The sequence below is a fragment of the Sulfurimicrobium lacus genome (genome assembly GCF_011764585.1).
Lineage (GTDB): Bacteria > Pseudomonadota > Gammaproteobacteria > Burkholderiales > Sulfuricellaceae > Sulfurimicrobium > Sulfurimicrobium lacus.
The window spans coordinates 1,376,340-1,398,749 of the sequence record NZ_AP022853.1 but is presented as its reverse complement, the minus strand read 5'-3'; the positions used below and the strand labels follow the sequence as shown (position 1 = coordinate 1,398,749).

Below are 22,410 nucleotides of genomic sequence, written 5' to 3'. Positions count from 1 at the left end.
ACCGGAGCACCCACATGAAAAAAACCCTGATCGCCCTCGCCCTCTCCAGCGCCATGAGCGTCTCCGCTTTTGCCGCGGACAGCTACACCATCGATTCGACCCACACTTTCCCCAGTTTCGAAATCAGCCACCTCGGTTTCTCCATCCAGCGCGGCCGTTTCGACAAGACCGTCGGCAAGATCACCCTCGACCCCGTCGCCAAGACCGGCAGCATTGACGTAGCCATCGACGCCGCATCGGTCGACACCGGCCTGGCCGACCTGGAAAAGCACCTGCGCGGCGAAGAGTTCTTCGATACGGACAAATACCCGACCATCACCTTCACTTCCAGCAAGCTCAAGTTCGAAGGCGACAAGCTGGTCGGCGCCGATGGCGAGTTCACCCTGCACGGCGTGACCAAACCCCTTACCCTGCAGCTCGACCACTTCAAATGCGGCGCCCATCCGATGACCAAGAAGCCCCGCTGTGGCGCCAACGCCACGGCCACGCTCAAGCGCTCCGAATTCGGCATGGCCAAATACGTCCCCCTAGTCGGCGACGACGTGAAAATCGTCATCCAGGTCGAGGCCGACAAGGACTGACACGAACTAGGTGCATTAGGGCTTCCTGCGGGAAGCCTTTTTTTCGAATGCTTGTTATATATCAAGCGGCGCATATAACAACTCGGTTATCATCTACGCAGTCCTACCCTCTTCAAGGAACTTCATCTGAAACGCCTGATACTCTCCGCCGCGCTGCTGGGAATCCTGAGCAGCCTGCCGACGCAAGCCGGCGAACTGGCCGACCTGCTGCGCGACACGCTGCAGCACCCGCAGCTGCGCGCGGCAAGCGACCAGACCGGCGCGGCCCAGGCCCAGCTGGAAGCCGCCAGCGGGCGCTATTTCGGCAACGCCACCGTCTCCGCCGGGTGGCACCGCTACGAGGGTCAGCGCGTGGTCGGCGTTTACACGCCGGGACAGCCGGGCCTGCCGCTCACCTCGGACGCCATCGGCCAGGCCGGCGTCAACTACAGCCTGCCGGTGGACGTGTTCGGCGTCATCGCCGCCAACCGGGAAAGGGCCAAGCAGGACCTCGCCAGCGCCGAACTGCTGGCGCGCCAGCAAACCCTGCTCAAGCTGCACCAGGCCGGCAGCGACTACTTCGGCCTGCAAGCACTGCTCAGCCAGAAGGAAGCGCTCGCGCTCTACCGCCGCCGCGTGGAAGCGACGTACGCCCGCATCAGCAAGGAAGTCGAGCTCGGCAAGGCGGCCGGCGTGGACGCGAGCTATGCGGCAAGCGAAGTCATGCGCCTGGCCGCGGACGAAACTGCGCTGCAAGGCGCCATCTCCCAGACCCAGGCGGATTTGCAGGAAGCCAGCGGGGTGGAAAATTTCCTGCCCAAGTCGACCGCGCTGGCGCTGCCCGATTGGGACGAAACTGCGCCCGAACAGACTCTGCCGGCACAGCTCGCCCAGACGCGCGCGGATGCCGCGCGCGCGCAGGCGAACGAAAACCGCCGCGCCCTGTATCCGTCCGTCAGCCTGGATGCCAACTATTTCCGCAACCAGGGCAACGGCGACAATCGCGACACCTGGGCCGTGGGCGGCGTGGTGAGCCTGCCGCTGGGAATCAGCGCCTACAAACAGTCGCAGGCGCAAAACCTCAACGCCCAGGCGGCAGCCGAGCAGAAACAGGCGGCCCTGCGCGACAGCGCGTGCCAGCTTGCCAGCCTGAAAAGCGCCTACCAGTCGGCACGCGCCGACATGGCGGCGATGGAAAAGGAAATCGCCTACCGCGAGCAGATCGTCGCGGTGCAGCGCGAAATGCAGCGCCTCGGCAACCAGACCCTGGAAAACCTGTTCCGCCACGAGCGCGACCTGCTCGATGCGCGCTACCGCCTGGCGCTGTCTCGCGCCCGCGCCGCCGCCGCGTGGTCCTCGGCCCAGGTGCTGGCAGGCATGGCGCCGGAAAACTATATCGCCCGCTGGGAACCCAAATAAATGAAAAAAATCGTCACCATCCTGATCGTCATCGCCCTGGTTGCCGCGGGTGCGATGCTGGTAAAGAAAAAGCGCGACCAACTGGCCAAGGAGCCGCCGCCGCAAGCCCTCGCCGTGGTGGTGGAGGCCGCGCGCCTGCAGCCCGGCCCGGTGACGCTGACACGCCGCACCACCGCCGACGTGGCGGCGCTGCACGAAACCGTCATCGCCAGCCGCCTCAGCGCCTACGTCATCGCCCTGCCGCTGAGCGAGGGCAGCAAGTTCAAGCGCGGCAACGTGCTGGCGAAACTGGACATGAGCCAGTCGGACGACGGACAGACCAGCTCCCTCGCCACCGACCTGGCGGCCGCCGAAAGCAGCTTCAGGGCCGAACATGAGCGCCTGGAGCGCACCCGCAAGCTGTACCAGATCCAGGGCGTGTCGCTGGAGCAGCTGCAGTCGGCCGAGGCCAGCCTTGCCGCGGTACGCGCACGGCTGGCGCTGGCGCGTGAAAACCTGCGCGGCGCCACGGTCACCGCCCCCTTCGACGGCGTTGTGAGCCAGCGCTTCGCGCAAGCGGGCGACCTGGCCACGCCGGGCAAGCCGCTGCTGAAAATCATCGACACCAGTTCGGGCAACCGCCTGCTGGTGACCCTGCCGGAAGGCTTGCCGGCATTGACGCTGCGCGCCGCCAATCAGGAACTGGCGCTGCAGCCGTGGCCGGAGGCCACGCCGCAAGGGCTGCGCCGCTACGAGGCGCGCGCCGCCAGCGGCTTCGTTCCCGGCACGCGGGTGGACGCGCGGGTGGTCGTTTTTCAATCGCCCCAAGCCACATTGTTGCCGCGCAGCTGTCTCTTCAACAGCGATGGCCGCAACGCCACGGTGCTGCGTCTGGACGAGCAGAACAAGAAGGTGGAATCCCTGGCCATCGCGCTCAGCGCGGAGGGCGAGGAAGGCGCCGCCACCCTCGACACGCGCCTCGAAAAGCGGGATGTAGTCTGCGCCAGCGCCGACATCCTCACCCGCCTCGCCGCCGGGACGCCGTTCCAGGTGAGGGCTCGTTAATGGGTAACTTGAACATACGTTGCTGCGTATTCGGGATGGATGCAAGGCGCGAAGCGCAGCGAATGGTTATTCCATTCGCAAGCTTTGCAACGCCGCAGACGCCCGAATACGCAGCAACCCTCCGGGCTGGGGCTGCTTTGGGCGCATCCCGGCGTTGCGAGCCGCTTGTTGTGAATGACACAACCGCACGTCTCGCGCCTTGGCCTGCGCCCAAAGCAGCCCCAGCGTATGTCCAAGTTACCCATTAACGAGCCCTTGAAGCCATGATCTTTAAATTCTTCCATGGCCGTCCCCTGCTGCTCGGCATGGTGCTGCTGATCACCTCGCTGCTGGGCGTGATCGGCTACGTCAAGATGCCCCGCAACATGTACCCCGATGTGGAACGCCCGCAGGTCACGGTGATCACCCAGCTGCCGGGCGCGTCTGCGCTCAGCGTGGCGCAGAAGCTGTCGCGCCCGATCGAGCAGGAGCTGTATTCCCTCAGCCACATCCGCGACGTGCAGAGCACCAACAAGAACGAGGCGTCCATCGTACGCGCCGAGTTCAACTACGAAAAAGGGCTCGATGCGGCGCTGCTCGACGTCAACAACGCCCTCTCGCGCGTGCGCGGCAAGCTGCCGCCCGACGCGCCCGTCTCCAGCGTCTATGCGGTCGGCGGCTTCACCCAGCCGGTCATGGTGCTGGCTGTTACGCCCAAGGCAGGCTCCAGCTTATCCCTGACACAGGTGCGCCTGCTGGCGGAAAACGACATCCGCTCCGCGCTCGTTACGCGGCCCAACATCGCCAACGTGGAAGTGTTCGGCGGCTACGAGCCTGCGCTGCGGGTCGAGTTCGACCCACTCAAGCTGGCGCGCTACCGCATTACCCAGGCACAGCTGCAGGAGCTGCTCGGCAAGCTCGACCGCGACTGGCCGGTGGGCACCCTGCAGGGCAAGGACGGCAGCATGACCGTCACCGTCTACGGCGAACGCGCCAGCCCCGAAGCGCTGCGTCTCATGCCGCTGGCCGGCGGGCTCACGCTGGGCGACGTGGCCGAGTTGCGCCTCTCCAGCGCCGAGCGCTTTTCCGCCTACCACGGCAACGGCAAGGCGGCGATCGCCGTGGCCGTGCTGCGCGCCCCCGGCGGCGCGGTGCAGGCGACCATCGACGACATCGAGGCACAGCTCCCCGCGCTCAAGGCGCGCTACCCCAATCTGGAATTCTCCGTCGCCGACACCCAGGGCGAACTGATCGCGGACTCCAACAACAACATGCAGGAAGCCCTGCGCGACGCCATCATCTTCACCAGCATCGTGATCCTGTTCTTCCTCGGCAACTGGCGCGCTGTAGCCACCGCGCTGATTTCCATCCCGCTGGTATTCCTCTCCACCGTCGCCATCCTGTGGCTGTTCGGCAAGGAAATGAACATCCTGGTCATGACCGGGATCATCCTGGCGCTGGGGATGCTGGTGGACGACGCGGTAGTGGTGCTGGAGAACATCGAGCGCCACCTGGGCGAGCTGCACGAGGACGTGCAGACCGCCATTCGGCGCGGCACCGAGGAAGTCCTGTTCCCGGTGTTCATCGGCACGCTGGCAACGGCGGCGGTGATCTCGCCGCTGATGTTCGTCGGCGACTTTTCCCAGCAGATTTTCAAGCACCTGGTTCTGGCAGTGGTGATCGCCGTGTTCACCTCCTACTTCGTGGCCGTGACCTTCATCCCGCGCCTCTCGGCGTTCTGGTACCGCAACGGCCTGCAGCCCAAGAATCGCCTGGAGCGCTGGATGGAAGGCCTGTATCAGAAGCTGGTGGCGCCCGGCGCGGGGCTCTATGCAGGCGGGCTGCGCTTCGCCTTCCACGGCGGATTTCCGCGCCGCCTGATCCTGGTCATCCCGGCTTTCATGCTGCTGGCGTTCAGCTTCAAGACCATCATCCCGCTCATCGGCAAGGACGCGTTGCCGCCCATGGATACCGGCATCGTGCGGGTGCACGTCAAATTCGGCGCCAACGAGCCGGTCGCCAGCGCCGAGGCGCGGCTCGCCGCATTCGAGGCGCGCCTGATGCAGGACAAGCGCGTGAAGCGGGTCAGCGCGACCTTCGGCTCCGAAGCCGGCGTCATCTCGCTCGGTTCCGGGCAGCTCCCGGCGGAAGCCACCATCAACATCACCTACGTCAACCGCCTGGAGCGCGAGCAAAGCAGCTGGCAGATCGAAGCCGACCTGCGCCGCCAGCTCGCCGCCCTGCCCGGCGTGACCATCGCCGACGCCTTCGATTCCGGCGCCACCGCGCTGTCCACCATCAAGGCCCCGGTGGACATCCGCCTCTATGCCGAGGACTGGCGCCTGCTGCCGGCGGCGGGAGAAAAAGTGAAAGCCGCGCTGCAAGGCGTGCAGGGCCTGTCGTCGGTGTCGGTGAGCTGGGACGCCAACACCGCGGAAACCCACCTGGTACTGAACGAGGAGCGGCTTCGTGCACTCGGCATCGCGCCGGACGCGGTGCTGGCGCAGCTTCCCCTGAAGGGCCTCCCGGTCGCCTCCCTGAGCAAGCTGCCCTCGGTGAGCGCCATCCCGGTGCGCAGCTATTTCGCCGAACCCTACCGTTCCGACCCGGGCACACTGGCCTTGCTGCCCATCCTGTTGCCCGACGGCTCCACCGTGGCGCTCGGGGAAATCAGCAGTTTCAGGCAGCAGCCGGGCCTGGCGCTGCTCACCGGCAACGGCCTGCGCTATAGCCTGGACGTGCTGGCCTACCGCAACACCGCGCCGATCAGCAAGCTGAGCGAGAGCTCGCTGGCCGCCGCGCAGAAAGTACTGCCGCCCGGCGTGGAGGCGGCGGACATGGGCGACAACGCCGCCGCCGCGGACTCCAGCAAGCGCATGGTGATGGGACTGGGACTGGGCATACTGCTGCTGTTCGGCGTGCTGGTTCCGGCTTACGGCAGCGTGACGCTGGCCCTGCTGTCCATCCTGATCCTGCCGCTCTCGGCCATCGGCGCGGTGTGGGGGCTGCTGGCCTTCAACAAGGCGCTGGCGCTGCCGGCCATTTTGGGGATCGTGCTGCTGTTTTCCATCATCATCAAGAATTCCATCCTGATGGTGGACTTCATCCAGGAACGCCGCCGCGAGGGACACAGCCCGTTCGACGCCGCACTGGGTTCGATCAAGCTGCGCTACCGCCCGATCCTGATGACCGCGTTCGGCACCATCGCCGGCATGATCCCCATCGCCATGCAGCGCGCGGTCGGCCTGGAACGCCTGTCGCCGCTGGCCGACGCCGCCATCGGCGGGCTGCTGCTGGGCACGGTGCTGAGCCTGTTCTACCTGCCGATGTTCTACGTCTGGGTCAGCGGCGGCCGCAAGGCCTAGTCAAACTTGGAGATCCTTTAGCCACAGAGAACACAGAGTTCACAGAGAGTCGGTCGGTTCTCACTTGGCAGGCAAGGTCGAAAACTGAAATCAAGCCGAAATCTCTCTGTGAACTCTGTGTTCTCTGTGGCTAATAAAAAATCAGGATCAGTTCAGGCCGGACTTTTCCAGCTCCTTGAGAATCGACAGCACCAGCCCCTGCCCTTGGGCGCCCATGCCCAGCGTCAGTTGCTCGGCATCGCGCTCGCCGTTGACCAGACGGCGCATGATCGCCGCCAGCCGCGCCATGTCGCCGCCCGCACCGCTCATCTGCTCAGCCATGTTGGCCAACAGCTGCAATGCCTGCGCATCGCCGCTCGCGGACGCCCGGATCATGGCCGCCAGCCCCGGCGCGGCGGCACCGGCCTCGGCCTTGGCCTGGGGATCGGGCAGCGAGGCCGGATTGCGGATGCCGTTCAGGATGGCCTCGACGATGATCCGGTCTTCCTCGTCCAGTCCGTTCATCAGGCTGGCGTCGCGCTTGCCCTTGAGGATCTGGCGCACCGCGCCCATCAGGGCCACCCAGCCGTTCTGCTCGGAAACCTTGATCAGCGGCTCCAGCGCCGCCGCCAGTTCGCGCTGGTGACACGCAGCCACCACGCGATGAATCAGGGCGGCATGGATTTGCAGGATCTGCTGGGATTTTTCCGGTAAGTGGGACATTTCAATGACCTTCGTTGAAGCGGGTGATGTGGCGCCGGTCCCGCTTGGTGGGGCGCCCCTTGTTCTCGTAAACAGGCTCGATGCGCAGCTGTTCCTTGAGGACTTCGCGCGTGGCGATGCTGGCAGGCGTCTCCTCGTAGAGCAGCACCGCTTCGCTGGCCGGGCCGCGCCGCTCAGACAGGGCGCGCACCAGCACGATCAGCTCGTAAGGTCCCTGGCGTATGCGCAGCTCGTCGCCCGTATGCACCGCCCGGGCGGGCTTGACGCGGTCGCCGTTGCAGTGGACCTTGCCCCCGTCCACCGCCTGTGAAGCCAGCGAACGCGTCTTGAAGAAGCGCGCCGCCCACAGCCACTTGTCGATGCGGACTTTTCCGGCGCCGGGCTCATCCATGCTCAATGCAGGCTTTTCGGCGCAGGCGTGGGCACGTCCGAGGCGAACGCCTGCTCCGCGTCGACCTTGTCGAACACGTAATGCCGGTTGCAGAACTCGCAGTCCACCTCGATCGAATCCTGCTCGCTCAGCAGCGCCTGCACCTCGTCGTGCCCCAGCAGGCGCAGCATCCCGGCCACGCGCTCGCGCGAACAGGGGCAATGGAAATTCACGTCCTGCGGGTCGAACACGCGCACGTCTTCCTCGTGGTAAAGGCGGTGGAGAGTCTGCGTTGCCGGCAGACCCAGCAATTCCTTGCGCGTCAGGGTGGAGGCGAAGTGCACCGCGCGCGTCCATGCGTCGGGGTCGGTATCGACATCGTGCCCCGGCATTTTCTGCAGCAGCATGCCGGCAGCACGATTGCCGTCGGCGGCAAGCCACAGCCGCGTCTCCAGCTGCTCGGAGCGGCTCATGTAATCCTCCAGCGCGTCGGCGACCGAATGACCGCTGATGGCAACCACGCCCTGGTAAGTCTTGCCGCCGTCGCGCGGGTCGACCGTGATGGCAAAACGCCCGGCGCCGAGCAGTTCCGCCAGTAACTCGCCGACGACCTCCCCTTCCCAGTGCGCCATCGCGCGCATGGTCAAATCGCTCTGGCACTCCACCACCACCAGCTTGACCGGCCCCTCTCCCTGCATCTGCAGAATGATCGAGCCGGTAAACTTGAGCGACGCCGCCAGCAAAGCCGCCGCCGCCATCATTTCGCCCAGCAGGTTGCGCAGCAGCGGCGGGTACTCGCGACGCTCCAGCACCGCCTGCCAGGTCTTGTCCAGATGGACGATACCGCCGCGCACGGCGGCGTGTTCAAACATGAAACGCTGCAAACTATCCCGGTTTTCCAAGGCAAATTCCGCTGCTTAAATGAGGGCAATATTCTACATGCTCGTTGACAAGGGGACCAAATAAAGTAAAATGCCGGCTTCGCTTGGGACGTTAGCTCAGTCGGTAGAGCAGCGGACTTTTAATCCGTTGGTCGGCGGTTCGAATCTGCCACGTCCTACCAGCAAAACAAAAGGGGATTAGACAAATGTCTAATCCCCTTTTAAACTTGTTCCCCAGGGTTGTTAGCTCAGCTGGTAGAGCAGCGGACTCTTAATCCGTAGGTCGACAGTTCGAATCTGTCACAGCCCACCATTTTCTCAATGCCAACCATTCTCGGTTGGCATTGTCTTTTCTGGGGTAGTGCCCCAATGGGTGCAGATTCGATTGCTTGCATTGGCGAGTCGGTTCGGCTAGACTTGTACAGCATATTGAACAGGTAGAACATCATGCGCGTTGTTAATTTCTCCGATGCCCGAAACAGCCTCAAGTCCATCATCGACCAGGTCAGCGACGATGCCGACTACACGGTGATCACCCGGCGTAACGCTTCCGATGCTGTCGTGATGTCGCTCGACACCTTCAACAGCCTCATGGAGACAGTCCATCTGTTGAAGTCGCCCGCTAATGCGGCTCACTTGGCGCGCTCGATCGAGCAATACCGCAAGGGCAAGGTCAAGGCACGGGACTTGGTGGGTGCCTAGCCGCATCACCTGGACGCTCGCCGCCTGGGAGGACTACCAGTACTGGCAAGGGCAGGACCGTAAAACACTGAAACGGATCAACGGTGTGATCCGTGATTGTCTGCGCGAACCGTTTGATGGAATCGGCAAGCCCGAACCCCTGAAAGAAAACCTGTCCGGCTTCTGGTCACGCCGTATCGACGATTCCAATCGCCTCGTCTATTGCGTGGATGGGGATGATCTGGTGATCATCGCCTGCCGGTATCACTACGACAACTAGGCAGACCGCGCGTCACAAACGACGAAGGCCAGAGCCTCCCGTGGCATTCTCTGTAACCGCGCGCGCCATTTGGCACTGATTTGCGCTTTATTTGGCACAACAACTATCTGGCCAATCCCCTGGCAATGGAAGCAGCCGATTCAGTTTTTGCGCAGGCTTCGCTGACCTTGCTGACATGCCCGGTAAACGAGTGAGAATTAACGGCCCGTACTATGTCTGTTTGGCATTGATTAGCATCAGTCTCCAATCTAGCCCCGAGCATCATTGAAGGGATAACGTAGCTGACGACGTAAATTAAACCGAGGCCAAAACCAAACATAGTTGTGAGTTTCATAGCGAGCCGCTCCTAATCTGATATTGCCATCGTACCAGAAGCGACAGAGACCGTTAAAACAACCCTCCCATCACACCAGGCTCCCAGTTCGTTATCACCAGTTCACGGCTTTCTGCTGGCTGGCCATGAGCGTTGGCCACGCTGTATTTGATCCCGAGTTCGTGCATGGTCAGGCCGTCAAAAGCGCGCCGGATATCGGGGTGGTCGTTGATACTCACCATTACCTTCCCCTTGGCCAGACGCATGATCTCGGCCATCTGCTCGTACTGCTCCCACTCGAACGGGACACCGTATCCTTCGGTCTGCCAGTAGGGCGGATCGAGGTAGAAGAAGCTGTGCGCACGATCGTAGCGGCGCATGATTTCCTGCCAGGGCAGGTTCTCGACCGTGGTGCCGGCCAGGCGCAGGTGCGCAGCGGATAGGCTTTCCTCGATGCGGCAGAGGTTGATCGTTGGTGCGGTCGTGGCGGTGCCGAAGTTTTGGCCGCTGACCTTGCCGCCAAAGGCGTGGTGCTGGAGGTAGTAAAAGCGCGCTGCGCGCTGGATGTCAGTGAGCGTTTCGGGCTTGGTTTCCTGCTGCCACTTGAACACCTGGCGGCTGCTGATCGCCCACTTGAACTGCCGGACGAATTCCTCCAGGTGGTTCTGCACCACCCGGTAGAGGTTCACCAGTTCGCCGTTGATGTCGTTGATCACCTCGACCGGTGCCGGCATCGGCCGCAGGAAGTAGAGCGCCGCGCCGCCGCAGAACACCTCGACATAACACTCATGCGGCGGGAACAGCGGGAGTAGTTTGTCGGCCAAGCGGCGCTTGCCGCCCAGCCAGGGAATGATTGGTAATGCGTTTTGCATCTGTAAGCCCTTTCTAGTTGTTAGAAAATCGTGCTAGGCTTCGCCCGCCGCTAGTGGCAAGGGGGCCTTGGCTTTGGCTCACAGGTCTGTTCTGTGGGTTAAGGTGGCCGACGTCATGTTGACGCATGGTGTCGGTCGCCTCCTCTCTATTCAGTTATTACGTTCAGATACTCTTCTCGCAGTGCCCCCGGTTTCGGCTACACAATCTCAGGAAGTAACTGCAGCATCGCTTTCGAAACACGCTCGCCGATAGTCAATACGGAATTCGTGACGAGCCAGTCCGGGCTTGCATCGTTTGCCAGATCGAACGATTTCACGTACAGACAATTTGCAGGGAGCCGCATGAATTGCTGAGAGAATCGCAATTGCGGCCAACCAGGTGAAAATGCGTCATAGGGCCCCAGCCCCACAAAGACGACCGGGAGTTCCGGAATGTTCAAATCCCCTCTCACATTGGCAACAAGCGCGTGGAATTTATCTACCCATGCTCCGGACGACACTTCCGTGAATGTGTCGCTTTCGCCCTGCTGCCAAACCATCCCGGCGATAAAACTTCCATATGGAGCGCTATAAAGCGCGGCTTTTGTTCTGGCGATCATCCCGTCGTATAGCTCGCTGCCCTTCGCCCACAGATCGATGCTCGTTGATCCTTTCGACGAGTTGACAATCAGCGCATCGAAATTCTTGAATTGGCCTACGATGCTGTTTGCAAATGGCAGCATGGTTCCGCATCCGATGGCGGCATTATTGAACTGCGGCCAAAGAGATCCCGTTGCATCCATGATCGGGTCGGCAGCTGGTTTAACGGTTCCGTCCAGGGCGAACATAGCGACGCGGGCGCGACTAGCGTAAATAGACTGATCCGGGACCGGCGCAGCGCCAACCATGTTGCTTTGCCCGGCTCCGATGAATATCGCGGCAGGACTCACGTGCTGCTCAACCGCGATGGTAAATTCGTACATTTCCAGTTCAGCACCGCAGATCCCTGTCGCCGCAGCGGTCGTCACATATGCCCAAATGTGGGTGTATGCATTCACCGTGTCCATCGAGTTGATCGTCAGCGGCGAACCGTATGCCAGAGGCGATGGTTCAGTAAACGAAGCCTGCCCTATCAGCACCCCGTCGGTCCCGTTTTCCGGCACCCCGTTTTTTCCATAGATATAGACCGTTCCTGCAGAGCCGTCGTCAAGAATTCCACGGTCATTCCAGCCGTAATAAATCGCTCGGCTGAAAATTTTCCCAGCTGCAAACTCTGTCCCGATATAGGCATTTGTGCCGGCCTTGTAAGCGCCGAAATTCGGATTATTGGCAACCAGGTTTCCATCGAACATCGAGGCCACGCCGGCAAACGGAAATGGCGCGTCCATATCCCCGAAATGCACGCCAATGTTTCTGTCGATTATTTGCTCCATCGCTGCACTCCCCGATCACGTTCCGGCCGGATAACTCGGCCGGATCGGCAACGGCTGCGTATGATCGCCTATTGCCGATCCGATGATTAAACGGAGCGCCGCGCGATATGTTGCCCATTCGACCGGTACGGCTACGCCATTTTCTGCGCAGCGCAGGATAGTCGCATCCGACTTGACGAGTTCGCCCTTGGCCTGGGATTGGTATTCTGCCAACAGCTGAACATCGGTTGGCGGAGGCGCTTCGGCTAATATCGGGCTTCCATCGGAATCAGGGATGATGATTTTCCCCCTCAATTGACCAAGCATCAGCGTCTCATGTTGGGAAATGCTAATTTCTACAGCATCGCCCGGAATATTCTTGCCATGGATTGCGGAATCATAAAATCCGCCAGTTGTTTTCGAATAAAACATTTTTTCTCCTTAATAACCGACAGCAAGCCAGTTAAACGTGCCGACAGAGGCATATGCACTTGCGCCTTGGGCGGCAGCAAATGCAAAATTTGACGCGGTTGTAAGTGTTGCTATTGATGCGACTTGAGTAGCCACGTTGTTGTTGTCAGTTGCCTGGCAAGTTAAACATGCATTAGGGAACGTAATCGGAAAAGTGATGGTGCCGGTTGCGGCGCCTGCGGGATATGATCCCCACTGAATGATCAGTCCGCCAGGAAGCTTCTGATACCCATTGGAGCTGAGAGATTGATTCGCTCCAGTAAACTGTGCAAGCGTGGCATAGCGCGCATCGCCCTGGGATTGCACCATTGCGGTGATATAAAAACTGGCGGCGCTCGCGATGTAAGTCGCCGTGACAATCCCGCCAGCCGGCAGGTCTCCTGCCGCCAGCGCACCGCCCACGTCATTGACCAGCGGCACCGCACCGCCGCCCGCATTCAGCGTCGAAGCGCCGGTGTTGGCGTTGACGATCTTGACACGCACCGTCATGCCGTCGCCGTAGGCCGCGATAGCCGGATTGAGCGCGACCACGTAGGCGTTGGCCACGCCGGTATCGAGCGCGTAGTTGCCGGATTGGGCGTCGATCATGCGCTCAATCGCCTGCTTGAGCTGGGTCAGATCGGCACCGCTTCCCGCCATTCCGGCACCGGTGATGACTGCCATGATTTCGCGCATCGGGTGCTCGATGGCAGCTGCCGGAACCGCCGACCCTTCGATGGCGAGCGCCGGGTTGGCGTCGACGTAGGGAGCGCCCGCAGCGCCGCCTAGTGGTTGTACGTAATCCATCTTTTAAGCTCCTTGATAAGCGACAATTAAACGGGTGTGGGCTTGCTTGATCTTGTTGAGCTTGCACTCCAGATCTGCGGCCCGGCTGAATTTACCCAGCGCGTCTCCGCACTGGCTTTGCCCAGTACGGAAGTACGTTGCGCGCGCAGTGGGCACGCGGACGCGCCAGATGTGGCGGACGGATGCCGGTCCATTGAGCACGTCTCCGCAGCGCGATAATCCACACACGAAGGGGCGGAAGCGATCGATTTGTACCTGGTAGCCGAGATCCTCGCAGATCGAGCGGAAATACGCCTCGCTGGCGCCGCCGGTAGAAAGCAGCTTGGCCTTGAGCGCGGCGCGCCGTTCTTCGATCGTGCCGCCGCTGGCTGCGCTGCAGCTATCCGGCAGGCCGGCCAAGGTTTCCCACTCACCCAGCATTTCGAAGGCAGTACGTGGATCCGCTTCGTTGCGGAGGTCATCGACCCGGGCGTCGACGCGGGCGAACTCTGCGGAGAACGCACGCAGCAGATTGTCCATCGTGCCACCGGGCGGGCATGTCCACGCCTTCCCACGGAGCAGCACGGCCTTGAACTGGCTCAGGTAGTCGTCGACGTTCATGGCCATGTGATATTTCCCATCGTGGCCATGTATCCGGCGGCGTGGTTGACGTCGGCGATGGGTGAGGTCAGCACATAATTCTCTTCGCCGGCAGCGATCGAAATGGCGGCGCGGATGTGCGTGATCAGGATGGTTCCGCCCGGCTCGGATTCGCGGTTGATGAGGTCGGCCAGCTCGGCGGCGACGGCATCCTTAACGGCTTGCGTAGCGGGCGTGATGGTGGTGAAAACAAAATCGATCGGCGCCGCGATCGGCGCCACCGCGAACACATGCCCGGTCACTGGATAACGCGCCTCGATGTAAGCTTGCACGGCCGCCACTTCGGCGGCGTCCGGAATAACGCTGGCATCGTTGTCGCGCACGAAGCGCACGGTCACCGTGCCGTCGCCCTGCTCCAGGGGATAGCACCAGGCGCGGGTCACGCCCGGTACTTCAAGCGCCCAATTCACATAGTCGAATTGAGCGCCGCCATGGGGTGGTTGCTTCGGCCTGGCCAGCACGCGCACGCGCAGTGCGTCGTCGGTTTCGACGTCTGCGCCCTGCGTCAAACCTCCGACCGGCACCGTGACGTTACCGTTGACTCCCGCGATCGGAGAAGCCAATGTCAACGTTGTCCCGGCGATTGCATTGCCAGCGGCGCCGTCCACAACGGCAGTGATCGCCGCCGTGGCGGTACCGGCTGCGATGGTCACTTCGGCATCGGTAGCGTATTCGACGCCATCCGCGCGGATCAGCACGGTGCCCGCCGGAATGCCCCGCCCATTGGTGCCCAGGATCGGCACGGAACCTTGCGCTGGCGTGGCAGGTTTGCGCGGCTGGGCGAGCCAGAAGTTGGCGTGCCGGTCCAGTTCTTCAGCCTCCGCCTCGAATGGCAGGATCTGCTTGGCGGCCCGGGCGATATAGCCATAAATTCCATGCGCCACGCCGGCAATCAGCTTGCCCAAAATATTGAGATTGCTGCGCCGTACCTTGGCATCCGTGCCCGGCAGGTTGCTCTCGATATCGCCCTGGTTGCGGACGACCAGGGTTTGCAGGGTGGGTCGGTTGAAAGGCATTACACGGCACTCCAGAGCTTGTCGAATTTGTAGCGGGTCACCTGTCCATCAGGCTTGACGATCTCGATCAGCGCACCGATGACGCCCACCGGATGGTTGCGCGCGATCCATGTCTCGACGTTGATTGCCTTGGCCACGCCGTCGCGCGTCATCCAGGCCAGCGCTTCCTCGACGTACTCGCGCACGCGGAGCGGCGTTTCCGGCAGCAGCTTGGCGCGCTCGAGGAGCCAGAGGCGGCTGCCATGCTTGTCTCCTGGTTCGTCGGCAAAAGCGTCGATCCAGGTGCCGCGACGGTCATCCGAGTCGCCGGGAATCACATCATCCGGCCCCGCACGGCGATCGCTAAAAAGGCTCAGGATCACGGCGGTATAGAGACCGTCGTCTTCAGCCAGCAGCATGGAAGCGATGGCGTAATCGGCGCCGCGCTCCATGTCGATCATGACGGTGCGAATGTCCGCCATTTATGGAATTTCCGGCGCGGCGATGGCGTGGGCAGTGCCGGCGGTCTCGCCGATCTGCCAGGTGTCGATGTGGTCGGGGAACCACTTCTGGCCGTGGCCGTTGCAGTCGAACTGATACAGGCTCTTGGCGTGGATCTGCACCACGTCGCCGGCGATGCGGGCGGTCTCGCTGGCCGTGATGGTGATGTTCTTGCCCAGCACCTCGATGGCGCCGCCGCGCTTGAAGATGATACGGTGCTGGTGCGGCTCCTTGTCCTCATCGGTGTAGACAGCGACTTCGCCGGCCTGCAGCCCCTTGATGCGGTAGCGGCGGTCATCCATCGCAATGACGATACCGTGATCTCGGTCGCCGCCGACGCAAACCATCACGCCCTCTGCGCCGGGCAGCGGAACCGAATCAAAGCCATAATTCTGCATGCGCTCGACGCCGTCGCGTACCTCGCCCTCGAGCAGCTTGACCTGTACCACCTGGATGCCGCCGGCGTCGTTCACGGCGGCCAGAACCGCGCGCGAAACCATCAGGCGCACACGTCGGCGCAGCGGCGCGGTCAGCTTGTCGATGAGGTCGACGATATCCATCAGAAGCTGCTCCAGTCTTCGCCGGATTGCTTCTTTTCCGACGCCTGCTTTTCTCGAATCTTGCCCTGCAGCCCGGCCGCTTTTTTTCCAACCAGCAGGTCGAATGCTCGGCGGTCGGCGAGTCGTAATTGGGCGATGCGGCCACTCTGGGGGTTATCGATCAGGGACACATTGGTTATGAGCAGGTTGGCATTCACGCCGAGCGATGCCGAGTCGAGATGCACCATCGTGTTCGGCCACCACAGCTTGCCGCGCGCATTGCGCCAGCCTTGCACGGTAATGGTCGCGCGGTTGCTGCGGCCGCGCCGCACGTTGCGCTCCCATTCGGCGCGCTGCTTGTAGGTCGCATGCGGTCCATGCTCTTCGGCGATGACGATCAGGGGACGGTAGCGCTGTACAAAACTATCCGTCGCCTCGGCCTTCACCTGGGCGTGGGTTTCCGGCGCGTCCAGATTGTCGTCGCTGCCGCGATCCTGGCCCTTGATGATATATAGGGAATACCTCTCCTTGGAGCTGAATTCCCCACGCGCACGCTTGATATTAACGCCTTCGACCAGGTCATCAACCGCCGGGCCGTCCTTGGCGCGCGTCAAAACCAGACCGCCCTTGCCGTCGGATACCGGCAGCACGGCACGCATGCGGCAGGCGCGCTCGATGCACTCGAACGCGGTCTCGCCCTCCTGGATGGAATGACTGTCAAAGGCGTTCCCGATATCGGTTTCGACGATCACGGGAATGCCGAACGGCGCGCAAATGTCGCGCACGATCTTATCGAGCGTGGCCTTGGCCCACTGGCCGGACTTGTGGATAGCCGAGCAATCGACCAGGTCGCCGGTGGCGTCGCGTCCGGTCACGCGGAATTCGTGCGTCGTCGCGTCGAATTCCGGAAAGGCGTCGTCCACCCAACCGGTGATGACTGTTTCTCCATCGGCCAGCACCTCGCAGCGCTCACCGCGATGGATCTGGCGCGGCGTATCCTGACCTGGCCAGCGCTCTGAAACGGACAAATCGAAGGTGCCGGCGATCTGCTCGATGCCGATATCTATCTGCGACGACTTCCAGCCGCCGTAGATCATGCTGCCGACTTTAATCTCGACGGCCGACATGAGCGAAAAAAGGGGAGTTATTCATGCCTTGAGAATAAGGTCTCAAGGCATACGGGATAAGGCGGAAACAATTCCGCTAAGAGGGCGGAATCAGGAAGGAAACTGCAAGTTAAAAGTTTTCAGTCAGCCTGTCAACAACTCAAGCGCACGACCGCCAGGCACAAAGCCCGGATGCTTAACCCGATTGCGCGCGACGATATCCTCGTCACGCTCCGGATCTTCGTAGATCTGATACGCCAGCACGATTGCCGGCACGGTCGCGCGCGGCGTGTACTGCATCAGGCTCTCCAGGTCCGCCGCCCGGGTTTGAATATCGTTGACGACCGCCACGCGCAGATCCGTAAGGGCGAAATAGACCGGATCCGGCGCCGCCCCATCCTCGGCCTCGGCTTCCAGCTTGGCCACCAGGTTATCGCGTAAGGCGATCGCCTCTTCGCGCGATGCATACTTGACGCTCGAAGATGCCTTGGCCGCCTCGATCAGTGCGATCCGGCGCACCAGCGTCTGCACGGCGGCGCGGTTACTGGCCTGCTGAATACGCGCCGGCGTGACGGGAACCGCCGGAACGTAACCGCTCGTCTGCGCATGCTTGCCGAACTGGAACAGCGTGGCGAGCGCATTGAAGGCGGACAGCGGCGACGTCCCCAAAGCGCGCAGGCCGGCGATCTGCCCGGCGATGCCGGATGCCAGGTCTGTCGGCAAGCGCATGAGCGCGGTGAGTTTGCCCAGGATGCCGCCGGCCGCCGCGTTGAATGCCGGCAGAATGCTCATGTCCGGCATCATGCCGTTCGCCGCAGCGCGGATGCCGTCCATGGCGTCATTGATCGTGGCCAGCGCATCGTTGTTGACGAAATCCGGCATGCCGTCGACCTTGAACGACTTGCTGAAATCCTTGGATGCCGCGTCGGTCGCATTGTCGCCGGCGATGTCAACCGCGGCTGACGTGTCCACGCGCACCGACGGGTTAAGGTTGCCGCCATCCTGGATGAAGGTGAGCGCGTAGCTCGCCATGCCACCGGCGTCGATATTTTCCGTCGGGCGGCAATCCTGGACAGCCACCTGCATGCGACCGCGCGTCGGATGCACCAGCTCGCCAGAACCTTCCTTCTCGCAAGCTTCCTCCAGCTGATCGCGCCAGCGCATGTAATCGGCGCCGATGACGAAGGCTTCGAAAGTGAATTCGCGCGCCTTGCGGCCCATGTCTTCCACATAGGCTTCATCGCGCCCGGGATATTCGTGCACCACGTTGCGGCGGCCGAGCGCGCCGGCGGCAGAGCGAAAGCGGAACTTGACCCCGCGAAAGCTGGCCTCTTGCCATTGATCGCGCCAGGCCATCAGTTCTGACCCATCATGTAGGGACCGGAATGGACGTTAAAACGCACACCCGGCTGGCTGCTTTTAACGCCGGAAATAGCGGCACGGCCTTCCTGGTCGATAAAGATCCGAATATCGCCTCCGATTTGGGCGGCCTTGAATTTCTCGGTCATCTCGACGGAGCGCCGGGCCTCTTCGTTGCCGAACAGCGCCAGCGTCTTGGCGATGACAGATCCGATCGCATCGCCGCTGGCATTGCCTTCCAGGCCATACTTGTAACCCAGTGTGCCGACCCCGTATCCCACTGCGCCAGCCGCCGCCGTTGCCGCGCCGGCCGATCCGATCGCGCCGGTGCCCATCATGCGCAACGCGGCCAGGTTGGAGCCGCCCAGCAACGCGGCGGTGGTCTTGAGGTTCTTTGCCGCGAACGCGCCGGCGCCGCCCAGCGCGGCGGCCGAGCCGGCTTGCGCCGCCGGGCTCAGCCCGGAGATTCCGCTACCAGGCAGGTTGACTACAAACACCGGCGTCACGCCGGCGGCGGTTTCCAGTGCCTTTCCTTCCGCCACGCCGGCAGCTGTGCCCCCGAAGCGCTTGGCCAGCGCGCCGACTGCCTTGCCGCCGTAACGTGTCGCGCCGAACAATGCCAGGCTGCCGGCGCCGGCGCCCAGGAGCATATCCTTGCCGTCCATGCCGAGTCCGCCGTTTGCCTTCTTGTCCATGCCCCATTTGATGAGGCCGGAGAGGGATTCATTGATCGGCTTCGAGAAATTATCCGCCGCCGATCGGAGCGCGGATTTGAGCCGCCCGACCTGGTCGACCGAATTGCTGATCGCCTTGGGCAAGTCGCGTGCGATCGCACCGCTCGCGCCGGCGATTTGCGTGGAGAACGAATTGATCTTGCCCAGCATGTCTCCGGACAGCAGCACCCGCAGGCCTTTGATCGTGTCCAGGTCGGCCTGGCCGAACGCCTTCTGAATGAAAACCGCCCGGCTTTTTTCGGTGCCGAGCTTGTCGTATTGTTTCTTGATGTCGGCCAGCACCGCCAGGGCATCGCGGCGCGAACCGTCCTTGTCGAAAAACTTGATGCCGGTCGCCTTCTGCGCATCCTTCATGTAGCGCAGGTTGGTGAACAGGCGCAGCGTGCTGTCTGCCAGGGTGGCCAGGCGCTCGGGCTGGCGCTCGATCTGCGACAGGCCCTCGATGAAAGCCAGCGTCTTGTCGAAGCCCAAGCCTGCAGCGGCGGCATTCGGGCCTACCCGGGCGAAAATATCGGAAAGATTTTCCAGCTCGGCATTGCCCAGGCGGCCGGCCACGGTCATCTTGTCCAGCAGCGTGGCTGCCATCCTCGGCTTGGCCAGGTCGAAATCGAACGCGGTACCGGCGACGGTCAGCGACCCGGTCAGCTTGTCGGCGCTCGCGCCGGTCACCGCCATCGCCCGGTTGGTGGCATCGATCACCGGCAGCGCTTCCTTGAACTGCAGTCCGGCCTGCACGGCGTTGTTGAAGCCCTGCTGCAGGTCGTCGACGTTCTGTCCGGTCTCTGCACTCATGCGGAACAACTCGCTGCGCAAGCCGGCCACGTCGCGCTCGCTGGCGCCGGCGGTCTGGCCGATCTGCGTCAGGCTCTTGTCCATCCTGGCCGATTGCATGATGGTGGCCACGGCGCCGACCGATACCCCGATCGATGCCAGCTTTCCCTCCACCGAGTTCATGGCGCCCTTGAGCGCTTCGAACTCGCGCTTCACGCCGCCGGTGAATTTGCGCACGCCGCCCTCGGCAGACACCAGCCCGGATACAAACCGGGCTGTGTCAGCGTAGAGCTTCATCGATAGCGTTAAGTCACGGGTTCCCATTGGCGTTTTTTGTCAGTCGTTCCAGGTAGTGATTGAATTCGGCGGCCGGCAGATCGAGAATGTCTCGGCGCCGCCAGCCGGTCTTCAGCGCGATCAGCAGGATGCTGTCGAACATCCCGCGCCGTCGCGCGACTAGGCTTCCCCCAACTCGTCTAGCTCTCCTTGTTTCTCGCGCAGCGCGCGATAGTCCGCAGGCTTCAGCCTTTTCAACATGTTGGTGGTGAAGGGGCCGGCAAACTCCGATCCGTCCGCCGCTGTCACCTTGACCAGCTGGCGCAGCATCATCTGGGCGTTGAAGAGGATCGGCGTATGCGCACCCCCGCCGACCTGGGCGGCTTCCATTTCCGCTTCCATCATGTCTTCGACGTCCGCCTCGCGCATCTCGAAAGCGGTATGAATCACCTCGCCGATTTTCAGGCCGTGCTTGAATTTCCCTGTGATGGTTTGCATTAAACTTCCTTCCCTTCGATGCCGTAGAACTTGGCCTTGATGCCATCGTTGGATAATTCCGGAACCGGCCCGTTGAAGGCATTGGCGATCACGTAGCTGCGCCCGGTATCGGTATCAAAGCTCAGGGTGAAGTCGGTCAGCTTCTGGATTTCCGCCAGGCTCACCTCTCCGGTGGCGATGATGGTGCAATCCACTTCCGGCGCTTCGATCGTTTCCTGGAAACCGGCAACCCCGCCATCGCCGATCACCGGCTTACGATCGATGCCGCCGAATTTAAGGCTCGCGCCCGCCTTAGTGTTGTAGCGCTTGCCGGCGACGGTGATAAACGCCCGGCCAAATACTTGTGTCATGTCTTGCTCCTCGCTTGGTTAAAGGACGTACTGCACTGCGCCGGCGAACACGTCGAACTGGTTGACCGTATCCGGCGTCATGATCGAGTTCACGCGGCAGGTGTCCGCATCGGAACGCACCACGACCAGGTCGCGGATGAATCCCTCCAGGTTTTCCATCAGGCCGGCGCGGACCGCCTGGGTGGCGGCCGCGATCAAGGTATTGCGGATCAGCTTGGGCGTGGCGATGGCCTGGCCGGGCTGGATCATACCCAGCACGTCGTCGCTCGCCAGCTTGTGGCGCGGGTAATCGCGCAGCACGGCCACGCGGAACATGTAGCGCAGATAGTCCACCGTCCACTTGGTGTTGAGCTTGAGCAGGCTGACGTCTTCGATGCCGAAGCTGTTCTGCTGGTACGTGGTGACCACCTGCTCGATGCTGGCCGCGCCGGATTGATCGAACACGACGGTGCTGATGCCGTCATGCAGCAGCAGGTTGCGCTCGGTATCGGTGAAGCGGTCCGCTTCCCGGGGCGCCATCACGTCCGGCAGGCGCAGAGAACGGAACGGAACGGCCGGATCGTTGGCGCCGGAGAATTCCACGATCGCGCCGAACTGCGCCGAGATCACCCACGGCAGGGTCGGGCTGCTCTTGAGTCCGGGGAAGGTGCTGTGCGCGCTGTTGCGTGCGCTGCCGTAAGTCGAGAGCGCCGAGTAGCTGCCGTTCTTGTGGCCGAAGACGTGGCCGGCGCGCATGTCCATGCCGCCCCAGCGCGCCTGCAGCTCGTTTTCCATCAGCGTCACGTTGGCCGCATCGGTCCAGCCCATCAGGATGCTGTAGGCGGCCAGCGTGCTCATCGCCGTGATCGCGGCCGACACGTCTGGGTTGGCGGTGCCGCCCGTCATGGCGGTAATGGCGGCGACCAAACCCTTGGGCGTGGCCTCGCCCTGGTAGTAGTTGAGGCGGATGTCGATATCGTTGCCTTCGATACCCTTGTGGCGGCTGGTAACGGTCACCACGCCGAGCGCGGCGGCGGCGGTCACCGCGCCGTCGGCATCCGCATTGATCGCGGCGGCCGTGTTGGTGGCGATCTGCGCGACGGTCTGGGCGGCGGTGACGCCTACCATCAGCCGGCGCCCGCCGATGTACAGGTACAGCGTCCCGCTCTCGGTCGGGCTGCCGGTAAATTCAATCGTGCCCGCTGCCGCGTTGCCGGCCCCGTTGTCGTCGAGCGCCAGGGCGTAGCATTCGGTATACGGGTTGACCTTGAGCGCGGCCGCGATCTGCTGCGCCAGCATGGAGCCGCGACCGAAGTAGTTCACGCCGTCTTGCCAGCGCGTCACTTTGGTCAATACGCCGGCTGCCACCGTGCCGGCGGCCAGGCGCTGTCCGAGGATCAGCATCCGGTGCGCCATCTGGGGCAGGCCGCGCACGGCCTTGGGGTGGTCGACCTCGATGTACGCGCCCGGCACGCGCCAGTCCACGGGAATCGTCATGAATGTAATATTGTCCGGCATGGTTTGCTCCTTTTAACCCCCGAGGGTGCGG

Annotated in this window: 25 protein-coding genes and 2 tRNA genes; 8 read left to right on the top strand and 19 right to left on the bottom strand. The window is 62.6% G+C overall.

Features of this window, described 5'->3' with window-relative positions; translation table 11 throughout:
* Positions 1-14 precede the first annotated feature (14 nt).
* On the top strand, positions 15-581 hold the full coding sequence (locus tag SKTS_RS07025) for a YceI family protein (protein WP_173062316.1): 567 nt from the start codon (positions 15-17) through the stop codon (positions 579-581).
* A gap of 93 nt (positions 582-674) precedes the next feature.
* Here SKTS_RS07025 and SKTS_RS07020 read toward each other — a convergent pair whose 3' ends face one another.
* A complete protein-coding gene (locus tag SKTS_RS07020; protein ID WP_173062313.1) occupies positions 675-914 on the bottom strand; it encodes a hypothetical protein in 240 nt (79 codons plus the stop codon).
* Between SKTS_RS07020 and SKTS_RS07015 the strand changes: the two genes are divergently transcribed.
* The 3 genes from SKTS_RS07015 (at position 801) to SKTS_RS07005 (ending at position 6,367) form a co-directional block, all read left to right on the top strand.
* Positions 801-1,979, top strand: a complete 1,179-nt coding sequence (locus SKTS_RS07015; RefSeq protein ID WP_342343011.1) for a TolC family protein — start codon at positions 801-803, stop codon at positions 1,977-1,979. The genes SKTS_RS07020 and SKTS_RS07015 overlap by 114 nt on opposite strands.
* Complete coding sequence (locus SKTS_RS07010) at positions 1,980-3,023, top strand: efflux RND transporter periplasmic adaptor subunit (RefSeq protein WP_173062307.1); 1,044 nt, start codon at positions 1,980-1,982, stop codon at positions 3,021-3,023.
* Positions 3,024-3,286: 263 nt separating this feature from the next.
* Positions 3,287-6,367 (top strand): efflux RND transporter permease subunit, encoded by a 3,081-nt coding sequence (locus SKTS_RS07005; RefSeq protein WP_173062304.1) that lies wholly within the window; start codon positions 3,287-3,289, stop codon positions 6,365-6,367.
* Positions 6,368-6,514: 147 nt separating this feature from the next.
* Here SKTS_RS07005 and SKTS_RS07000 read toward each other — a convergent pair whose 3' ends face one another.
* From SKTS_RS07000 to hslO, 3 genes are read right to left on the bottom strand one after another with little or no spacing between them, the layout of a single operon-like run.
* Complete coding sequence (locus tag SKTS_RS07000) at positions 6,515-7,069, bottom strand: hypothetical protein (RefSeq protein WP_173062301.1); 555 nt, start codon at positions 7,067-7,069, stop codon at positions 6,515-6,517.
* 1 nt (position 7,070) lies between these two features.
* Entirely contained in the window at positions 7,071-7,460 is a 390-nt protein-coding gene (locus tag SKTS_RS06995) for an RNA-binding S4 domain-containing protein (RefSeq protein ID WP_173062298.1), read from the bottom strand.
* Positions 7,461-7,462: 2 nt separating this feature from the next.
* Positions 7,463-8,323, bottom strand: coding sequence for an Hsp33 family molecular chaperone HslO (gene hslO, locus SKTS_RS06990; protein ID WP_342343010.1), 861 nt, complete (start codon positions 8,321-8,323; stop codon positions 7,463-7,465).
* 103 nt (positions 8,324-8,426) lie between these two features.
* On the opposite strand from hslO, the gene SKTS_RS06985 reads away from it, so the two are divergent.
* The 4 genes from SKTS_RS06985 to SKTS_RS06970 all read left to right on the top strand — a co-directional run bounded on the left by SKTS_RS06985 (position 8,427) and on the right by SKTS_RS06970 (position 9,281).
* A tRNA-Lys gene (locus SKTS_RS06985) sits at positions 8,427-8,502 on the top strand.
* Between the two features lie 55 nt (positions 8,503-8,557).
* Positions 8,558-8,633: transfer RNA gene (locus tag SKTS_RS06980), tRNA-Lys, on the top strand.
* Positions 8,634-8,767: 134 nt separating this feature from the next.
* On the top strand, positions 8,768-9,022 hold the full coding sequence (locus tag SKTS_RS06975) for a type II toxin-antitoxin system Phd/YefM family antitoxin (RefSeq protein WP_173062292.1): 255 nt from the start codon (positions 8,768-8,770) through the stop codon (positions 9,020-9,022).
* Positions 9,015-9,281, top strand: coding sequence for a Txe/YoeB family addiction module toxin (locus tag SKTS_RS06970; protein WP_244617466.1), 267 nt, complete (start codon positions 9,015-9,017; stop codon positions 9,279-9,281). The genes SKTS_RS06975 and SKTS_RS06970 overlap by 8 nt, the downstream gene beginning before the upstream one ends.
* A 387-nt stretch (positions 9,282-9,668) precedes the next feature.
* Here SKTS_RS06970 and SKTS_RS06965 read toward each other — a convergent pair whose 3' ends face one another.
* The 15 genes from SKTS_RS06965 to SKTS_RS06900 form a co-directional block, all read right to left on the bottom strand.
* Positions 9,669-10,466 carry a DNA adenine methylase gene (locus SKTS_RS06965; protein WP_173062286.1) on the bottom strand — a complete coding sequence of 266 codons (798 nt, stop codon included), beginning with the start codon at positions 10,464-10,466 and terminating at the stop codon, positions 9,669-9,671.
* Positions 10,467-10,663: 197 nt separating this feature from the next.
* Positions 10,664-11,878 carry a sialate O-acetylesterase gene (locus tag SKTS_RS06960; RefSeq protein ID WP_173062283.1) on the bottom strand — a complete coding sequence of 405 codons (1,215 nt, stop codon included), beginning with the start codon at positions 11,876-11,878 and terminating at the stop codon, positions 10,664-10,666.
* A 15-nt stretch (positions 11,879-11,893) separates the two neighbouring features.
* Positions 11,894-12,289 carry a phage tail protein gene (locus SKTS_RS06955; protein WP_173062281.1) on the bottom strand — a complete coding sequence of 132 codons (396 nt, stop codon included), beginning with the start codon at positions 12,287-12,289 and terminating at the stop codon, positions 11,894-11,896.
* A gap of 9 nt (positions 12,290-12,298) precedes the next feature.
* Positions 12,299-13,114: a gp53-like domain-containing protein gene (locus SKTS_RS06950; protein WP_173062278.1), complete on the bottom strand. Its 816-nt coding sequence runs from the start codon at positions 13,112-13,114 to the stop codon at positions 12,299-12,301.
* A 3-nt stretch (positions 13,115-13,117) separates the two neighbouring features.
* A complete protein-coding gene (locus SKTS_RS06945) occupies positions 13,118-13,720 on the bottom strand; it encodes a YmfQ family protein (RefSeq protein ID WP_173062275.1) in 603 nt (200 codons plus the stop codon).
* Entirely contained in the window at positions 13,711-14,769 is a 1,059-nt protein-coding gene (locus SKTS_RS06940; RefSeq protein ID WP_173062272.1) for a baseplate J/gp47 family protein, read from the bottom strand. The genes SKTS_RS06945 and SKTS_RS06940 overlap by 10 nt, the downstream gene beginning before the upstream one ends.
* On the bottom strand, positions 14,769-15,230 hold the full coding sequence (locus tag SKTS_RS06935; RefSeq protein WP_173062269.1) for a phage GP46 family protein: 462 nt from the start codon (positions 15,228-15,230) through the stop codon (positions 14,769-14,771). Before SKTS_RS06935 ends, SKTS_RS06940 begins: the two co-directional genes overlap by 1 nt.
* Positions 15,231-15,809 (bottom strand): phage baseplate assembly protein V, encoded by a 579-nt coding sequence (locus SKTS_RS06930; RefSeq protein WP_173062267.1) that lies wholly within the window; start codon positions 15,807-15,809, stop codon positions 15,231-15,233.
* On the bottom strand, positions 15,809-16,915 hold the full coding sequence (locus SKTS_RS06925; RefSeq protein ID WP_173062266.1) for a phage baseplate assembly protein: 1,107 nt from the start codon (positions 16,913-16,915) through the stop codon (positions 15,809-15,811). Before SKTS_RS06925 ends, SKTS_RS06930 begins: the two co-directional genes overlap by 1 nt.
* Positions 16,916-17,038: 123 nt before the next feature.
* A complete protein-coding gene (locus SKTS_RS06920; RefSeq protein ID WP_173062265.1) occupies positions 17,039-18,250 on the bottom strand; it encodes a DNA circularization protein in 1,212 nt (403 codons plus the stop codon).
* Positions 18,250-20,055, bottom strand: coding sequence for a phage tail tape measure protein (locus SKTS_RS06915; protein ID WP_173062261.1), 1,806 nt, complete (start codon positions 20,053-20,055; stop codon positions 18,250-18,252). Before SKTS_RS06915 ends, SKTS_RS06920 begins: the two co-directional genes overlap by 1 nt.
* Before the next feature lie 13 nt (positions 20,056-20,068).
* The gene (locus SKTS_RS19110) at positions 20,069-20,197 is read right to left on the bottom strand and encodes a hypothetical protein (protein WP_280513684.1); all 129 of its coding nucleotides are present in this window, start codon (positions 20,195-20,197) and stop codon (positions 20,069-20,071) included.
* 17 nt (positions 20,198-20,214) lie between these two features.
* Positions 20,215-20,532: a phage tail assembly protein gene (locus SKTS_RS06910; protein ID WP_173062258.1), complete on the bottom strand. Its 318-nt coding sequence runs from the start codon at positions 20,530-20,532 to the stop codon at positions 20,215-20,217.
* Positions 20,532-20,882: a phage tail tube protein gene (locus SKTS_RS06905; protein ID WP_173062255.1), complete on the bottom strand. Its 351-nt coding sequence runs from the start codon at positions 20,880-20,882 to the stop codon at positions 20,532-20,534. The genes SKTS_RS06910 and SKTS_RS06905 overlap by 1 nt, the downstream gene beginning before the upstream one ends.
* An 18-nt stretch (positions 20,883-20,900) precedes the next feature.
* Positions 20,901-22,379 carry a phage tail sheath C-terminal domain-containing protein gene (locus SKTS_RS06900; RefSeq protein WP_173062252.1) on the bottom strand — a complete coding sequence of 493 codons (1,479 nt, stop codon included), beginning with the start codon at positions 22,377-22,379 and terminating at the stop codon, positions 20,901-20,903.
* Positions 22,380-22,410: the final 31 nt, after the last annotated feature.

Bases quoted from the DNA above. Each gene is read 5' to 3' on its own strand.
- SKTS_RS07025 (WP_173062316.1), top strand. From the start codon at position 15: ATGAAAAAAACCCTGATCGCCCTCGCCCTCTCCAGCGCCATGAGCGTC.
- SKTS_RS07010 (WP_173062307.1), top strand. From the start codon at position 1,980: ATGAAAAAAATCGTCACCATCCTGATCGTCATCGCCCTGGTTGCCGCG.
- SKTS_RS07005 (WP_173062304.1), top strand. From the start codon at position 3,287: ATGATCTTTAAATTCTTCCATGGCCGTCCCCTGCTGCTCGGCATGGTG.
- SKTS_RS07000 (WP_173062301.1), bottom strand. From the start codon at position 7,069: ATGTCCCACTTACCGGAAAAATCCCAGCAGATCCTGCAAATCCATGCC.
- SKTS_RS06995 (WP_173062298.1), bottom strand. From the start codon at position 7,460: ATGGATGAGCCCGGCGCCGGAAAAGTCCGCATCGACAAGTGGCTGTGG.
- SKTS_RS06975 (WP_173062292.1), top strand. From the start codon at position 8,768: ATGCGCGTTGTTAATTTCTCCGATGCCCGAAACAGCCTCAAGTCCATC.
- SKTS_RS06965 (WP_173062286.1), bottom strand. From the start codon at position 10,466: ATGCAAAACGCATTACCAATCATTCCCTGGCTGGGCGGCAAGCGCCGC.
- SKTS_RS06960 (WP_173062283.1), bottom strand. From the start codon at position 11,878: ATGGAGCAAATAATCGACAGAAACATTGGCGTGCATTTCGGGGATATG.
- SKTS_RS06955 (WP_173062281.1), bottom strand. From the start codon at position 12,289: ATGTTTTATTCGAAAACAACTGGCGGATTTTATGATTCCGCAATCCAT.
- SKTS_RS06950 (WP_173062278.1), bottom strand. From the start codon at position 13,114: ATGGATTACGTACAACCACTAGGCGGCGCTGCGGGCGCTCCCTACGTC.
- SKTS_RS06945 (WP_173062275.1), bottom strand. From the start codon at position 13,720: ATGGCCATGAACGTCGACGACTACCTGAGCCAGTTCAAGGCCGTGCTG.
- SKTS_RS06940 (WP_173062272.1), bottom strand. From the start codon at position 14,769: ATGCCTTTCAACCGACCCACCCTGCAAACCCTGGTCGTCCGCAACCAG.
- SKTS_RS06935 (WP_173062269.1), bottom strand. From the start codon at position 15,230: ATGGCGGACATTCGCACCGTCATGATCGACATGGAGCGCGGCGCCGAT.
- SKTS_RS06930 (WP_173062267.1), bottom strand. From the start codon at position 15,809: ATGGATATCGTCGACCTCATCGACAAGCTGACCGCGCCGCTGCGCCGA.
- SKTS_RS06925 (WP_173062266.1), bottom strand. From the start codon at position 16,915: ATGTCGGCCGTCGAGATTAAAGTCGGCAGCATGATCTACGGCGGCTGG.
- SKTS_RS06920 (WP_173062265.1), bottom strand. From the start codon at position 18,250: ATGGCCTGGCGCGATCAATGGCAAGAGGCCAGCTTTCGCGGGGTCAAG.
- SKTS_RS06915 (WP_173062261.1), bottom strand. From the start codon at position 20,055: ATGAAGCTCTACGCTGACACAGCCCGGTTTGTATCCGGGCTGGTGTCT.
- SKTS_RS19110 (WP_280513684.1), bottom strand. From the start codon at position 20,197: ATGTTCGACAGCATCCTGCTGATCGCGCTGAAGACCGGCTGGCGGCGC.
- SKTS_RS06910 (WP_173062258.1), bottom strand. From the start codon at position 20,532: ATGCAAACCATCACAGGGAAATTCAAGCACGGCCTGAAAATCGGCGAG.
- SKTS_RS06905 (WP_173062255.1), bottom strand. From the start codon at position 20,882: ATGACACAAGTATTTGGCCGGGCGTTTATCACCGTCGCCGGCAAGCGC.
- SKTS_RS06900 (WP_173062252.1), bottom strand. From the start codon at position 22,379: ATGCCGGACAATATTACATTCATGACGATTCCCGTGGACTGGCGCGTG.